At 72.9% G+C, this 13,066-nt stretch carries 13 protein-coding genes; 4 read left to right on the forward strand and 9 right to left on the reverse strand.

Translation table 11 applies throughout. The features are described from left to right. Nucleotides 1–96: 96 nt before the first annotated feature. Nucleotides 97–1,659, reverse strand: a complete 1,563-nt coding sequence (locus V8690_RS40425; RefSeq protein WP_338784976.1) for an acyl-CoA carboxylase subunit beta — start codon at nt 1,657–1,659, stop codon at nt 97–99. Nucleotides 1,660–1,936: 277 nt separating this feature from the next. On the opposite strand from V8690_RS40425, the gene V8690_RS40430 reads away from it, so the two are divergent. Beyond that, nucleotides 1,937–2,794 (forward strand): aldo/keto reductase, encoded by an 858-nt coding sequence (locus tag V8690_RS40430; RefSeq protein WP_338784977.1) that lies wholly within the window; start codon nt 1,937–1,939, stop codon nt 2,792–2,794. Nucleotides 2,795–2,919: 125 nt separating this feature from the next. Next, nucleotides 2,920–3,171: a DUF5133 domain-containing protein gene (locus V8690_RS40435; protein WP_338784978.1), complete on the forward strand. Its 252-nt coding sequence runs from the start codon at nt 2,920–2,922 to the stop codon at nt 3,169–3,171. A 17-nt stretch (nt 3,172–3,188) separates the two neighbouring features. Here V8690_RS40435 and V8690_RS40440 read toward each other — a convergent pair whose 3' ends face one another. Beyond that, nucleotides 3,189–4,187 (reverse strand): helix-turn-helix domain-containing protein, encoded by a 999-nt coding sequence (locus tag V8690_RS40440; RefSeq protein ID WP_338784979.1) that lies wholly within the window; start codon nt 4,185–4,187, stop codon nt 3,189–3,191. A 188-nt stretch (nt 4,188–4,375) separates the two neighbouring features. On the opposite strand from V8690_RS40440, the gene V8690_RS40445 reads away from it, so the two are divergent. Both V8690_RS40445 and V8690_RS40450 read left to right on the forward strand, forming a co-directional pair. Further along, nucleotides 4,376–4,849 (forward strand): hypothetical protein, encoded by a 474-nt coding sequence (locus tag V8690_RS40445; protein ID WP_338784980.1) that lies wholly within the window; start codon nt 4,376–4,378, stop codon nt 4,847–4,849. A 139-nt stretch (nt 4,850–4,988) separates the two neighbouring features. Beyond that, nucleotides 4,989–5,192 carry a hypothetical protein gene (locus V8690_RS40450; protein ID WP_338784981.1) on the forward strand — a complete coding sequence of 68 codons (204 nt, stop codon included), beginning with the start codon at nt 4,989–4,991 and terminating at the stop codon, nt 5,190–5,192. Nucleotides 5,193–5,223: 31 nt separating this feature from the next. Here the strand turns inward: V8690_RS40450 and tgmB are convergent, their stop codons facing one another. From tgmB to V8690_RS40485, 7 genes are all read right to left on the reverse strand, one after another. Next, nucleotides 5,224–6,207: an ATP-grasp ribosomal peptide maturase gene (tgmB, locus tag V8690_RS40455; RefSeq protein WP_338784982.1), complete on the reverse strand. Its 984-nt coding sequence runs from the start codon at nt 6,205–6,207 to the stop codon at nt 5,224–5,226. Nucleotides 6,208–6,223: 16 nt separating this feature from the next. Next, the gene (tgmA, locus tag V8690_RS40460; protein WP_338784983.1) at nt 6,224–6,415 is read right to left on the reverse strand and encodes a putative ATP-grasp-modified RiPP; all 192 of its coding nucleotides are present in this window, start codon (nt 6,413–6,415) and stop codon (nt 6,224–6,226) included. Between the two features lie 133 nt (nt 6,416–6,548). After that, nucleotides 6,549–6,872, reverse strand: a complete 324-nt coding sequence (locus V8690_RS40465; RefSeq protein WP_338784984.1) for a YkvA family protein — start codon at nt 6,870–6,872, stop codon at nt 6,549–6,551. Nucleotides 6,873–7,953: 1,081 nt separating this feature from the next. Next, complete coding sequence (locus V8690_RS40470; RefSeq protein WP_338784985.1) at nt 7,954–10,110, reverse strand: xanthine dehydrogenase family protein molybdopterin-binding subunit; 2,157 nt, start codon at nt 10,108–10,110, stop codon at nt 7,954–7,956. Then, nucleotides 10,107–11,108, reverse strand: a complete 1,002-nt coding sequence (locus V8690_RS40475) for a xanthine dehydrogenase family protein subunit M (protein WP_338784986.1) — start codon at nt 11,106–11,108, stop codon at nt 10,107–10,109. The genes V8690_RS40470 and V8690_RS40475 overlap by 4 nt, the downstream gene beginning before the upstream one ends. Then, nucleotides 11,105–11,635, reverse strand: a complete 531-nt coding sequence (locus V8690_RS40480) for a 2Fe-2S iron-sulfur cluster-binding protein (RefSeq protein ID WP_338784987.1) — start codon at nt 11,633–11,635, stop codon at nt 11,105–11,107. The genes V8690_RS40475 and V8690_RS40480 overlap by 4 nt, the downstream gene beginning before the upstream one ends. A 94-nt stretch (nt 11,636–11,729) precedes the next feature. Further along, on the reverse strand, nt 11,730–12,866 hold the full coding sequence (locus tag V8690_RS40485) for a hypothetical protein (RefSeq protein ID WP_338784988.1): 1,137 nt from the start codon (nt 12,864–12,866) through the stop codon (nt 11,730–11,732). Between the last annotated feature and the right edge of the window lie 200 nt (nt 12,867–13,066).

Below are 13,066 nucleotides of genomic sequence, written 5' to 3' on the forward strand. Positions count from 1 at the left end.
GGGGCTCCTCACGGCGCGGATCGGCGTACGGCGCATATCGCGTACGGCCTGGATCGGCTATGGCACGGATCGGCTTACGGGTCGCGAACGGGGAGGTCACAGCGGGATGTTGCCGTGCCGGCGCTCCGGCATCGGCGCGCGTTTGCCGCGCAGGGCGCGCAGCGCGCGGCAGATCTGTTCCCGGGTCTCGCGCGGCGCGATGACGGCGTCGACATAGCCGCGCTCGGCGGCGAGATAGGGCGTGCCGTGGGTGCGCTCGTACGCGCTGAGCAGGCGGGCTCGCAGCGCCTCGGGGTCGTCGGCCGCGGCGAGCTCACGCCGGTGCAGAACGCCCACGGCTCCCTCGGCACCCATGACGGCGATACGGGCGGTGGGCCAGGCGAGGTTCACGTCGGCGCCCAGATGCTTGGAGCCCATCACCGCGTATCCGCCACCGTAGGCCTTGCGCACCACGACCGTGACCTTGGGGACGGTCGCCTCGGCGTAGGCGTACAGCAGCTTCGCGCCGCGCCGGATGATGCCGGCCTGCTCCTGCCGTACCCCGGACAGATACCCGGGCACGTCGGCGAAGGTCAGCAGCGGGATGCCGAACGCGTCGCAGAACCGCACGAACCGCGCCGCCTTCTCCGAGGCGTCGATGTCGAGAACCCCGGCAGCGTGCAGCGGCTGGTTGGCGACGACGCCCACCGAGCGGCCCTCGATCCGGGCCAGGGCGCAGATGATGTTCGGCGCGAACAGCTCCTGCACCTGGAGCAGTTCACCGTCGTCGACGACCGCGTGCAGGATCGCCCGCATGTCGTAGGCCTCGCCCACCCGGTCCGGGACGACCTCGTCGAGCGGCGCCCCCGGCGGCGCGTGCCCGGAGGCGTACTCCGGGGGCCGTTCCAGGTTGTTGGCCGGGAGGTACGACAGCAGGTCGCGCACGGTGTCGAGGGCGTCCTCCTCGTCGGCGGCCAGGAAGTGGGCGTTGCCGTTGACCGTGTTGCTGGTGCGGGCGCCGCCCAGCTCCTCGGCCGTGGTGCGTTCGCCGGTGACCGTCTCGATGACGTCCGGGCCGGTGACGAACATGTGCGAGGCGCCGTCCACCATCACCGTGAAGTCGGTGATCGCCGGCGAGTACGCTGCGCCGCCCGCGCACGGGCCCAGGACGACCGAGATCTGCGGGATCACCCCGGACGCCTTGACGTTGCGGCGCACCAGCTCGGCGTAGAGGGCGAGGGCGGCGACACCCTCCTGGATGCGGGCCCCGCCGGAGTCGTTGAGGCCGATCACCGGGCAGCCGGTCTTGAGGGCGAGCTCCATCAGCGCGACGGTCTTCTCGCCGAAGGCCTCGCCCATGCTGCCGCCGAACACCGTGGAGTCCTGGGCGAACACGCACACCGGGCGGCCGTCGACCGTGCCGTACCCGGTGATCACCCCGTCGCCGTAGGGGCGGCGGGCATCGTGTCCGGCGGGCCGGGCCCGGACGAACAGGCCGGTCTCCGTGAAGGAGTCCTTGTCCACGAGCCTCTCGATCCGCTCCCGGGCCGAGAACTCCCCGCGTCTGCGCGGCCCGCCCGGCGACACCGCCTGGTCACGACGGCGCTCCAGGGCGGCGACGCGTTCCGCGGTGCTCGCGGGTGCGCGCGTCGCCGATTCCCCCGGACCGGGTGCTGTCACCTCTGTGCTCACAACCACCTCCGAAGCGGTTCTCGAATATGGCAGCGAGGCGGGGGAGCGCCGTGCCGATCGCCGTTCCGTGTGGGGGAATTGAGTCCTCCGGAGCGGGGTTTCATCCCCGTGTGACAAGGGACCGCCGCCCCGGACGCCGAAGGGGAGGGCGCGATTCAGCTGCCCGAGTGCTGAATGCGTTCCCCTTCTTCTATTGGACCTCGGGCCGCTGGGCGTCCACGCTGGAGTGCACCATCGCCCGACAGCCGGAAGAGGTCACGAGCACATGCACACCCGCCGCATCGGTGATGTCGACGTCAGCGCGATCGGCCTGGGCGCGATGCCCATGTCCATCGAGGGACGACCCGACGAGGAACGCTCCCTCGCCACCATCCACGCCGCGCTCGACGCCGGCGTGACCCTGATCGACACTGCGGACGCCTACCACCGCGACGCCGACGAGGTCGGTCACAACGAGACCCTGATAGCCAAGGCCCTCGCCTCCCACGACCGAGGCGGCGACGTCCTGGTCGCCACCAAGGGCGGCCATCTGCGCCCCGGCGACGGCAGCTGGACGCTCGACGGCAGCCCCCGCCACCTCAAGGAGGCCTGCGAGGCCTCCCTGCGCCGGCTCGGCGTCGAGGCCATCGGGCTCTACCAGTTCCACCGCCCCGACCCGCGCGTCCCCTACGCCGAGTCCGTCGGCGCGATCCGGGACCTGCTGGACGAGGGCAAGATCCGCATGGCCGGCATCTCGAACGCGAACCCCGAGCAGATCCGGCTGGCCGACGAGATCCTCGGCGGCCGCCTGGTCTCCGTGCAGAACCAGTTCTCCCCGGCCTTCCGCTCCAGCGAGCCGGAGCTGGACCTGTGCGACGAACTCGGCATCGCGTTCCTGCCCTGGAGCCCCCTCGGCGGGATCTCGAAGGCGGGCGAACTCGGCTCGGGTCACGCCCCCTTCGCCCGCATCGCCGACGCGCACGGCGTGAGCCCGCAGCGAGTGTGCCTGGCGTGGATGCTCGCCAAGTCGCCCGTGGTCGTCCCGATCCCGGGCGCCAGCCGCCCCGAGACCATCCGTGACTCGCTCGCCGCCACCGACCTCACCCTGACGCCCCAGGAGCTGGCGGAGCTGGACGCCGCCTGAGCAGCTCGCCTGACAGCCCCTCAGAAACGATCAGATCTCGTCAAATCCGCCCCTGACGAGAAAAACGTGTGAATGTTTTCGCGTGGTTCGGGCATACGCAGCGAAAACAGAGAGAGGGGCGCTACGTGCTCGTACCGGACCGGAAGGTCGTCAGGGAGTTGCTGACGCGGTACGCGTCGCTGAGGATCGCTCAGGCGGAGAGGCGCGTGCCGACGGCGGCACGCGAGCTGGAGGACGTCAGCTACACGCTGTGCGTGATGATGGGAACGTCCGACATCACCGACGCCATCGCCAGGGCCGACGCCCTGCTGCTCACCAAGGAGCGGTCCGAGGAAGCGGACGCGGACGGGGAGAACGGCCTGACGCCGGTCGGCTGACATCTCGTAGGGCCCGGTCATGAACCGGGTATCGCCCCGGCGGCCTGTGAGCGGGCCGCCGGGGCGTTCGCCTTTCCGTGGAACGCCGTGCGATACGCGTACGGCGTCGTGCCCACCACCTTGCGGAACCGCTCCCGGAACGCCGTCGGCGAGCCGAACCCCGCCTGCCGCGCGATCCGTTCCACGGAGTGGTCGGTGTTCTCCAGCAGGTACTGGGCACGCCGCACCCGCGCCCGCAGCAGCCACTGCAACGGTGTGGTGCCGGTCTGCTCGCGGAAGCGGCGGCTGAACGTCCGCTCGCTCATCCCCGCGCGCTCCGCCAGCGCACTGAGCGTCACTTCGTGCGCGAGGTTGTCCTCGATCCACTCCAGCACCGGCTCCAGCGCCGACCCCCGGGGCACCGGCGGGTGCTCGTGCACGATGAACTGGGCCTGCCCGCCCTCCCGTTCCAGCGGCATGACCGACATCCGAGCGATGTTCGCCGCGACGGCCGACCCCAGGTCCCGCCGGATCATGTGCAGGCACAGGTCCAGCGCGGCGGCCGCACCGGCCGAGGTGAGGATCTGCCCGTTGTCGACGTACAGCACGTCCGGCTCCACCTCGACCTGCGGGAAGCGGCGGGCCAGCTCGCCCGCGGCCACCCAGTGCGTGGTGGCGCGAAGCCCGTCCAGCAGCCCCGCCTCCGCCAGCACGAAGGCGCCCACGCACACCGACGCGATCCGGGTACCGGCCGCGGCGGCCTGCCGCAGGGCCGCCAGCACAGGCTCGGACGGCGGCGCGGCCTCGGGGGAGCAGCCGGGCACGATGATCGTGTCGGCCTCCGCCAGCGCCTCAAGGTCCCGGTCGACGCGCAGGGTGAAACCGCCGTCCGCGCGCACCTCCGGCGTCTCGGCACACAGCCGGACCCGGTAGGCCGGCCGCCCGTCCGGCATATGGGTCCAGGCGAACGTCTGCTGGGGCGCCGCCATGTCGAACGGCACCACTCGATCGAGGACCAGGATCGCCACGGAGTGCATGACCGCCACCTTAGGCGCCTTCCCGCCAGGCGCACGAACCGCCGATGCGCCGGCCCGTGACACAAGAGGGCAGGTCACAGGAGTTGGCGGGAATCCGTTGGAAGCTGTCGTTTCAGCCCATGGGCGATCACACCCGAGCTCCCTAACGTGGGCCCGGCACCGTCGACCGCATCATGGAAAGAGCCCCGGTGACCAAGATTTTGCTGTCCCTGCATGTGCTGGCCGCCATCGTCGCCGTCGGTCCCGTGACCGTCGCGGCCAGCATGTTCCCGCCCGCGGCGCGCCGCGCCGTCCCCGCGGGCGGCGACGCCCCCGACCCGTCGGCGGTGAGCACGGTCGCGCTGCTGCACCGCATCTGCCGCGTCTACGCCGGTATCGGACTGACCGTCCCGCTCTTCGGGTTCGCCACCGGAGCCGCGATGGGCGTCCTGGGCAGCGGATGGCTCGTCACGTCCATCGCGCTGACCGCCGCCGCCGCCGGCATCCTGGTCGCCTTCGTCCTGCCCCGCCAGGAGGAACTCCTCGGCCGGCTGAACGGCGAACAGACCGTCGAGCACCGCAACACCGTTCAACTCGCCATGTTCACCGGCATTTTCAACCTCCTGTGGGCGACGGTCACCGTTTTGATGATCGTCCGGCCGGGCTCCACGACAGGAGCCTGAGCCCCGGCCGCCCGCATGTCACGGATGTTCGGTCTGCGTCAAGTCCACCCGGGTAATTCACACTCCGGGGCACCCGTCCGCCTACACTCGGCTCTCTCGCCCCCGTACGGGGCCGACGAGCAGAAAGGCGCGTTGACGGGTGTTCCAGGATTCCCCCATCTACGACCGACTCATCGCGGAGTGCGGCGATGTGCCCACCCAGGTTCGCCGTGAGGCCGAACGCGTGAGCAGGGAACTGGAGCTGGTCATGAGGCCCGCACAGTCCCCCGGCTACGACCGAGCGCACTCCCCGGGGGCCGGGTGGCAGCGCACGGCCATGCTGCCCGGGCCGCGGCCGCAGTGAACCGGGACCGGTGGACGGCCGGTCCCGGTGCTCAACAGGCCGTCCTGCTCGCGCCGTTGACGCGCGACGGCTGCTCGGGGACGGGGCGGGCCAGCCACTCGGCGATGGTGTGGGCGATCGGCTGACCCGTCTCCACCTCGACGAACCCGAACTGCCCCGACTGATTGCACTCCAGGAACCACCAGGTCCCGTCGGCGTCCTCGACGAAGTCGAAGGCCCCGTACGCCAGTTCGGCCTCCCGGAGATAGGCCCGGACGCCCGGCGCGATGCACGACGGCACGTCGGTCGGACGCCACGGCGCGCCCGGCGCGGCGAACCGCACGTCGACCTCGCCGGAGTCCGCGTCCGCGGCGGTCGCCTTGCGGGCCGCCAGCATCCGATCGCCCACCATGGTGAGACGGATGTCGGCCCGCTTGGCGATCCGCCGCTGAAGCAGCGTCGGCCCGAACGCGACCGCGGCGAAGTCCGCGTCCGGCGAGACCCGGCTGGTCGGCACCGCCCGCGGCGGGTCCTGCGGATGCGCGCCCGACACCGGCTTGACCACCAGGTCCGGGTAGCGCTCCGAGAACTCGCGGGCGGCGCGCGGGAAGGTCGTGATCAGCGTTGCCGGCACGGGCAGGCCGCACCGCTGGGCGAGACGCAGCTGCCAGGGCTTGTGCCGGGCCCGGCGGGCCGCGTCGGGGTGGTTCATCCAGCGCGCGTCCGAGCCCCGCAGCATGCCGTAGAGCGCCTGGTCGGCCTCCTCGGTCAGCCACCCGGACGGCTGGGCCGCCCGTCCGGCCGGGGTGCCCGGCCGGCGTACCCACACCGACCGCAGCCCCCCGATGCTCACCAGGCGCTCCCCGGCGGACAGATGACCGCGGAAACGCCCGTGGACGTACTCCCCGGACAGCGCGACACCGCCGGTCAGATCGGCGGGGTCGACGCGGACCACGGGAGTCCCGGACGCGTTCAGGTGTACGACCACCATGTCCGCGGTCACATCCTCCTCGCAGGTGAGGATCAGTACCGTCATCTTCGGCGGCCCGCGGTCAGTCGTCGAAGTGCGTCTTGGAGCCGGCGGTGGACGTCGTGGTGCCGACCTCTTTCAACAGGGCGAAGTCGGAGGCGGCCACCCGGCCGTCGTGGAGCACGTTCAACTGCTGTCCGGCGTCGTACACGTACGGAATGGCAGCTTCCAACTCCACTGCCGGGCGCGCGTAGTTGAGCGCGAACGGTTGCATCGTCTCTCCCTCGTCGGTGCTGCGCCGATCAAGCCGGGGATCCAGGGGCACGGCCACCCGGTCCGCCGACTCGTTTCGGCTCCCAGAGACTTATACGAATCGAACGGGTGGTTGGTTTCCTTACTTTCCGTAGTCATCGGGCCGGTTGGTGGTCCGGCCTGCGGTCCGGCCTGTATGTCGTACTGCGCTCCCGCTCGCCGAGGGAGCCGCGGACGGTGCGCAGAGCGAGCAGCAGGACGCCGATGTCGTCCAGGTACACCGGGTCGGGCAGCACGTCGGCGGGCAGCACGAAATAGAGGACCGCGCCCCAGAAGACCCAGCGCGGGCCCGTGGGCAGTCCCGCGCGCCGCAGTTGGCGCCGGGTTCTGACCAGCCGCACGAGGATGCCGGCGGCGAACGCGAGGACGATGGCCGCGAGAACCGCGGCCAGGGTGATCACCGTTGTGGTCGTATCCACGGGCTGCCCTCCTCCTGGCGTGCCGCGACACGGGGTGTCCCTTCCTGGATTCCCGTTTTGGGCGGCTGTATTGCGGCCCGGACCGGACATGTCACCGCGTCGGCGGATTTTTCCGTGCCGCAGCGCGTGCGGGCGGTCGTCCCGGTGGCTCACCCGAGTGGCACGGTGTGACGGGGCGCCTGGTAATGGTCAGCGTAACGCTCGTCACACGACGGGGGCGCAGGAGCGCCCGCACTCTTCCCATGGAGGCGGGTATGACCACCTGGGCTTCTTCACCCCGCTCGAACGAACCTGCGATACTCGGCGAGCCGGACGGGTCCGCTCAGCCGTCCGCCGAGACAGCCGTCACCACCGGCATGTACCAGGTGGAGCAGACGAGCACGCAGCCCGCCGCCGGCTCGCACGAGACGTGCGGTCCTTCCGGCCAGGCCGAGCACCGAGCCCGGCGCCCTCGGCCCCCGCCCGGTGGGGAGCGCGGGTGCCCATCCCGCCCCCGGGCCCGGCCGGACGAGCCAGGCCGCCGCGCGGCCCACCGCCCCGGTCCCGGACGAGGCGGACACGAGCTTGGCCGTGCGGGCCGTGCGGCCACGGCCGGGGGAACCCACCGCACGCTCGACTCCGCCCCTGCGGACCGCGTCCGTGCGACGGACCGGCTTGCCAGGTCCGTGTCGTGGTCGGGCCGGCTCGCCGCCCTGGCACTGGCCCTGCGCGCGGTGGCCCACTTCCCGCTGCAACGCGGCGGAGCGTCCCTGTGGCTGCACGCGTTCGCCCTCGGCCTGTCGGTGCTGTGCACGGTCCTGGCCCTGCTGCTGGCGCTGCGCCCCGTCGCGCTCGTGCCGGCCGGGGCGGCGGTGGTGCCCACGGTGCCGGCCGTGGCCCAGGCGTACGGGAGTTCCTTACCGTCGGCTTCCCTGTCCCGGGCCGTGGACCTCGCGCGCGCCCCGCCGTGGCTCGCCTCCGCGGACGCCGTGTGCGCGGCACTGCTCTCGTCGCCCTGGCCTCCCGCATGGTGGCGCCTCTCGCACGCAGACAGTGGGCGTCCGCGCCAGCGCCCGAGGCACGCCAGACGGCGGAGTGACGCCTACGCGCCTCGCACCGGACCGGATCCGCCCGCAGCGGGTCCCGTCCGGGCGTCGCTCGCCGCCCGGCGGTCGAGCAGCCCGGCCAGCACCCGGTCGGGCGTCAGGGGGAGTTCACGGAAGCGGACGCCGGTCGCGTGGTGGACCGCGTTGCCGATCGCCGCGGCCGTCCCGACGATGCCGATCTCCCCGATGCCCTTGCTGCCCATGGGGTTGAGACGGGGATCGTCCTCGTCCAGCCAGTGCGCCTCGATCTCGGCGACGTCTGCGTGCACCGGCACGTGGTACGACGCCAGATCCGACTCCGTGAAGTCACCGAACGCGGCGTCCATCGTGCTGCCCTCGGTCAGCGCCATGCCCAGGCCCATCGTCATGCCGCCGACGAACTGGGAGCGTGCGGTACGGGCGTTGAGGATGCGCCCCGCGGCGTACACCCCGAGCAGCCGGCCGACCCGGACCTCGCCGGTGACCGTGTCCACGGCGACCTCGGCGAAGTGTGCCCCGAAGGCGTGCCGCGCCCAGTCGCTCTCGGCGTCCGCCGTGCCCGCCGTGTCGGCGCGGGCGTCGAGCCCCTGCTCGGGCAGCGGCCCCGGGTGCTCGGCCAGCCGCCCTGCCAGCCGGGCACAGGCCTCGTGGACCGCCCAGCCCCAGGAGGCGGTGCCGGACGAGCCGCCGGCCAGCGGCGCCGACGGGAGTTCGGTGCTGCCGACCTCGGTCCGCACCCGTTCCAGCGGCACGCCGAGGGCGTCGGCGCCGACCTGCGCGAGCACGGTCCGGGCCCCCGTACCGATGTCCGTGGCGTTGACCCGCACCACGAACGTCCCGTCGGGCAGCGCGTGGGCCGACGCCGTGGCGGGCGACACCATGGCGGGATACGTCGCGGCCGCCACGCCCGTCCCCAGCAGCAGGGGGCCTTCCCGGCGGGAGCCCGGCCGGGGGTCGCGTCCGGCCCACTCGAAGCGGCGGGCGCCCTCGCGCAGGCACTCGACCAGGTGCCTGCTGCTGAACGGCTTGCCGCTGTCGGGTTCGACGTCCGGCTCGTTGCGGACGCGCAGCTCGACCGGGTCCATGTCCAACTCGGCGGCGAGCTCGTCCAGGGCGGACTCCAGCGCGTACATGCCCGGCGCCTCGCCCGGCGCCCGCATCCACGACGGCGAGGGCACGTCAAGCGCCGCGACCCGGTGCTCCGTACGGCTGTGGGGGGCCGCGTACATCACCCGCGCCGGCACCGCCGCCTGCTCCACGAACTCCTTGATGCGGGAGGTGTGCGTCGTGACCTCGTGCACGAGGGAGGTGAGGCGCCCGTCCGCGTCGGCGCCGAGCCGCAGCCGGTGCAGGGTGGGAGCACGATGCCCGACGACGGCGGGCAGGTACCGGCGGGGCAGTGCCACGGTGACCGCCCGCCCGGTCTGCCGCGCCGCCATCGCGGCGAGTACGACGTCCGGACGCGGCGTGCCCTTGGAGCCGAAGCCGCCGCCGACGTGCTCGGCGGTGACGACGATCTGCTCCTCGGGGATACCGAACAGCCCGGCGAGTACGTCCCGTACGGCACCGGCGCCCTGGCTGGAGGTGTGCACGGTGAGCCGGCCGTCCTCCCAGCGGGCGGTGCTGGCGTGCGGCTCCATGGGATGGTTGTGCAACGGCGGCACCCGGTAAGCGGCATCGACCCGGACGGCCGAGGAACCGAACGCCCCGTCGGGGTCGCCCCGTTCGCGGACGGCCGGATATTCGGCGCCTGCCTCATCGGGGACGTACACGTCCGGGTGCGAGGCGGTGAGGGTGACGTCGTGTTCCTCGGCGGCGTAGTCGACGCGGACCGCGTCGGCACCGGCCCGCGCCGCCTCCAGGGTCTCGGCCACCACCAGGGCCACGAACCAGCCGCGGTGCGGAACCCGGGGGTTCTGGAGCACGGCGAGCGTGGGATCGTCCGGCTCGGCGAGCCGCGGCGCGTTCTCGTGGGTGAGGACGGCGAGCACCCCGGGTACGGCCAGGGCGGCCGCCGTGTCGATGCCGGTCACCCGCCCCCGGCCGACAGCCGCCGGCACGGGCCAGGCCTGGGCCCGGCCGGGGTAGTGGTACTCGGCGGCGTAGCGGGCGGTGCCGCTGACCTTCTCCCGTCCCTCCCGGCGCTCGGCAGGGGCTCCCACGCTGCCGGTCATGAACTCCTCCTCGCCGCCGCGTCCGCGAGCCGGGACAGCACGTCCACGGCGATCCCCCGGGCCAGCGGCACCTTGTAGGCGTTGTCCCGCAGCGGCTGCGCCGCGGACAGTTCGAGGTCCACCGCGTGCTCGAACGCGGCGGCGGTCGGAGCCGCGCCCAGCAGCGCCTCCTCCGCCCGCCGGGCCCGCCACGGCCGGTGCGCCAGCGCCCCGAACGCGAGCCCCACGTCGGCGACCACACCGTCCGACACCCGCAGCACGGCCGCGACGGACGCGAGCGCGAAGGCGTACGAGGCCCGGTCGCGGGCCTTGCGGTACGCCGACGGCAGCCCGGCCGTGGCGGTCGGCAGCACCACGCCGGTGACGAGCTCGCCGGGCCGGATCTCGGTGTCCTGTTCCGGCCGGTCCCCGGGCAGCCGGTGGAAGTCCGCCGCCGCGACACTCCGGGCGCCCTCGGGGCCGTACAGCTCGACACGCCCGTCGAGAGCGGCCAGCGCCACCGCCAGGTCCGACGGATGGGTGGCGATGCAGTGCGCGGAGTGCCCGAGCACCGCGTGATCGCGGTGGACGCCGTCCCGCGCGCCGCAGCCGCTGCCCGGCTGGCGCTTGTTGCACGGCTTCGACAGGTCCTGGAAGTACGGGCACCGGGTGCGCTGGAGCAGGTTGCCGCCGGTCGTGGCCGCGTTGCGCAACTGCCCCGACGCCCCCGCGAGCACCGCCTGCGACAGTGCCGGGTACCGGTCGCGAACAAGGGGGTGGGCCGCGAGGTCGCTGTTGCGAACCATCGCCCCGACCCGCAGCGCACCGTCCGGCAGCTCCTCCACCTCGTCCAAGGGCAGCCGGGTGACGTCCACGAGGGCGGTGGGTCGCTCGACGCCGAGCTTCATCAGATCGACGAGGTTGGTGCCGCCGCCGAGATAACGGGCGCCGGCGTGGGAGGCGTACGCGGAGGTCGCCTCCTCGAGGCTCCCGGCGCGGACGTAGGCGAACTCCTTCACGGGATCACGTCCTCCACGGCCTCGGCGATCCGCGGATACGCACCGCACCGGCACAGGTTGCCGCTCAGCCGCTCCCGGATCTCCGCCCGGTCCAGCGGCACCGGCTCGGCCGGGGGCGCCGCCGGGTCGGTGACGTGCGAGGGGTGACCGGCCGCCGCCTCGGCGAGCATGCCGGCCGCGGAGCAGATCTGGCCCGGGGTGCAGTAGCCGCACTGGAAGGCGTCGCGCTCCAGGAAGGCCTGTTGCAGGGGGTGGGGTTCGTCGCCGTCGCCGGACAGGCCCTCGATCGTGGTGACCTCACAGCCGTCCAGGGCGACCGCGAACAACAGACAGCTGTTGACGCGCCGCCCGTCCACCAGGACCGTGCAGGCGCCGCACTGGCCGTGGTCGCAGCCCTTCTTGGCGCCCGTCAGGTCCAGATCCTCCCGCAGGAGGTCCAGCAGGACCCGCCGGTGGTCGACGGTCAGGGTGTGGGGCTTGCCGTTGACGCGGAGCGTCGTCTCCGAGTGATGCTGGTCGATGCCCATGTCGTGGAGGACCTTCCCGGGCGGGCCGTACTGCCGTGGGGACCGCGTATCCACCAGACCACGACTGACACCTGCGCCCCGTCACGAAGAGCCCCTAACGCTCGTCCCGGGACGGGGCCGCGGGACGCTGGGACCGGGCACTCTTCAGGCGTTCGAACGTCCGTGTGAGCTGTTGCAGCGGAGACGCTACGGGCGTGTCGGGGGGCTGCTGCCGCACGGGAGCGGCCTCGGCGGACTCCTGGTAGGCGGCCAGGGCCTCGTGGGCGCGTTCGGCCGCCTCCCGGTACAGGTCACGGGACTTCGTCATGGCCTCGAGCGCCTCGGCGTACATGGCCACCAGACCGCGCTGGCGCTCCAGCTCCTCCTCGAGAGTCAGCAGATGCCAGTCCTCCCGCAACGCGGTGAGGGCGTCCTCGGCGCCGTCGGGCAGCGGTCTCGGCAGCGCGGCGTACCGCGTCACCGCGTCGACGAGGTCGGTCGGCTCCGAGCCGTCGAGGAAGACCGCGCGGACGGAGAAGTCCTCGGCCTCGAAACCGTCCGGCGCCGGGGTGCCGGGCAGCACCACGGCACCGCCGCGAGGCACCTGGACCCCCTGATCGCGCAGGGCCCAGTTGAGGCCGCGATGCTGCTGCGGCGCGGCCCGGTGCTCCACCACACGGTGCCGCAGGCCCGGCGGGAGCCACCGCGCCACCGGCACCCGGCCTCGCTCGTCCGTGGACATCGCCTCGTGGACGACCACATGGATGTGCCACCCGCCGGGCACCGCGTTCCTGAACAGGCGCCGCGTCTCCTTGTCGTCGTGGGGAAGCGGATTGAGCTTGCGCAGGGACAGCAGCGCGGCGCCGTCCCGGTCCCAGGCGACGTCCGGCTCCTTTGGCCAGAACAGCCCGGCGGGCGACGGCCAGTCGTTGTTCCACGGCTGCTCGGCCTCCGCGACCAGGATCCATTCCTGCCCGCCGTCCGGCCCGGGCGTCACGCCGATCCGGGCCCGCACGGTCACCGTCTCGTCCACGCGCCAGCGGGCCTCGAAGACCCGCTCCGCCGGGGCAGCCTCGGCCTCGGTCTCGGTCTCGGCCTCGGGCAACTCCAGAAAGTCGTCGATGGCCCGACTTCGCTTGCGCTGCTCCAGCGAGCGCCGGAGAACGTCTTCCGCGGCGCCGTCGGCATGGCGGCCACGAGCCAGCCACACCGTGGCGGGAGTCATGGGGCGGACGGTGGAGGAGGTCGGCATGGGTCCAACTGTGAACGGGGGCAGGTGCGCCTGCCAGTATCGTCGCCGCAGGCCGACGGGCATAACCCGGGGTCACACACGGAGCAGCGCGATGCCGCATCCGGCGGCGCCAGGGGGTGGTGCCGGATGCGCGGAGGCACGCGGCGCGCACGGGGTGTGCGCGCCGCGCGCACACCGGCGGATCACACTCGTGGCCCCAC

It is taken from the genome of Streptomyces sp. DG1A-41, from assembly GCF_037055355.1.
Classification (GTDB): Bacteria; Actinomycetota; Actinomycetes; order Streptomycetales; family Streptomycetaceae; genus Streptomyces.

Coding starts and splice junctions, on each gene's coding strand:
- V8690_RS40480 (WP_338784987.1), bottom strand. CDS start 11,635: ATGGGCATCGACCAGCATCACTCGGAGACGACGCTCCGCGTCAACGGC.
- tgmB (WP_338784982.1), bottom strand. CDS start 6,207: ATGACGGTACTGATCCTCACCTGCGAGGAGGATGTGACCGCGGACATG.
- V8690_RS40470 (WP_338784985.1), bottom strand. CDS start 10,110: ATGACCGGCAGCGTGGGAGCCCCTGCCGAGCGCCGGGAGGGACGGGAG.
- V8690_RS40430 (WP_338784977.1), top strand. CDS start 1,937: ATGCACACCCGCCGCATCGGTGATGTCGACGTCAGCGCGATCGGCCTG.
- V8690_RS40440 (WP_338784979.1), bottom strand. CDS start 4,187: ATGCACTCCGTGGCGATCCTGGTCCTCGATCGAGTGGTGCCGTTCGAC.
- V8690_RS40485 (WP_338784988.1), bottom strand. CDS start 12,866: ATGCCGACCTCCTCCACCGTCCGCCCCATGACTCCCGCCACGGTGTGG.
- tgmA (WP_338784983.1), bottom strand. CDS start 6,415: ATGCAACCGTTCGCGCTCAACTACGCGCGCCCGGCAGTGGAGTTGGAA.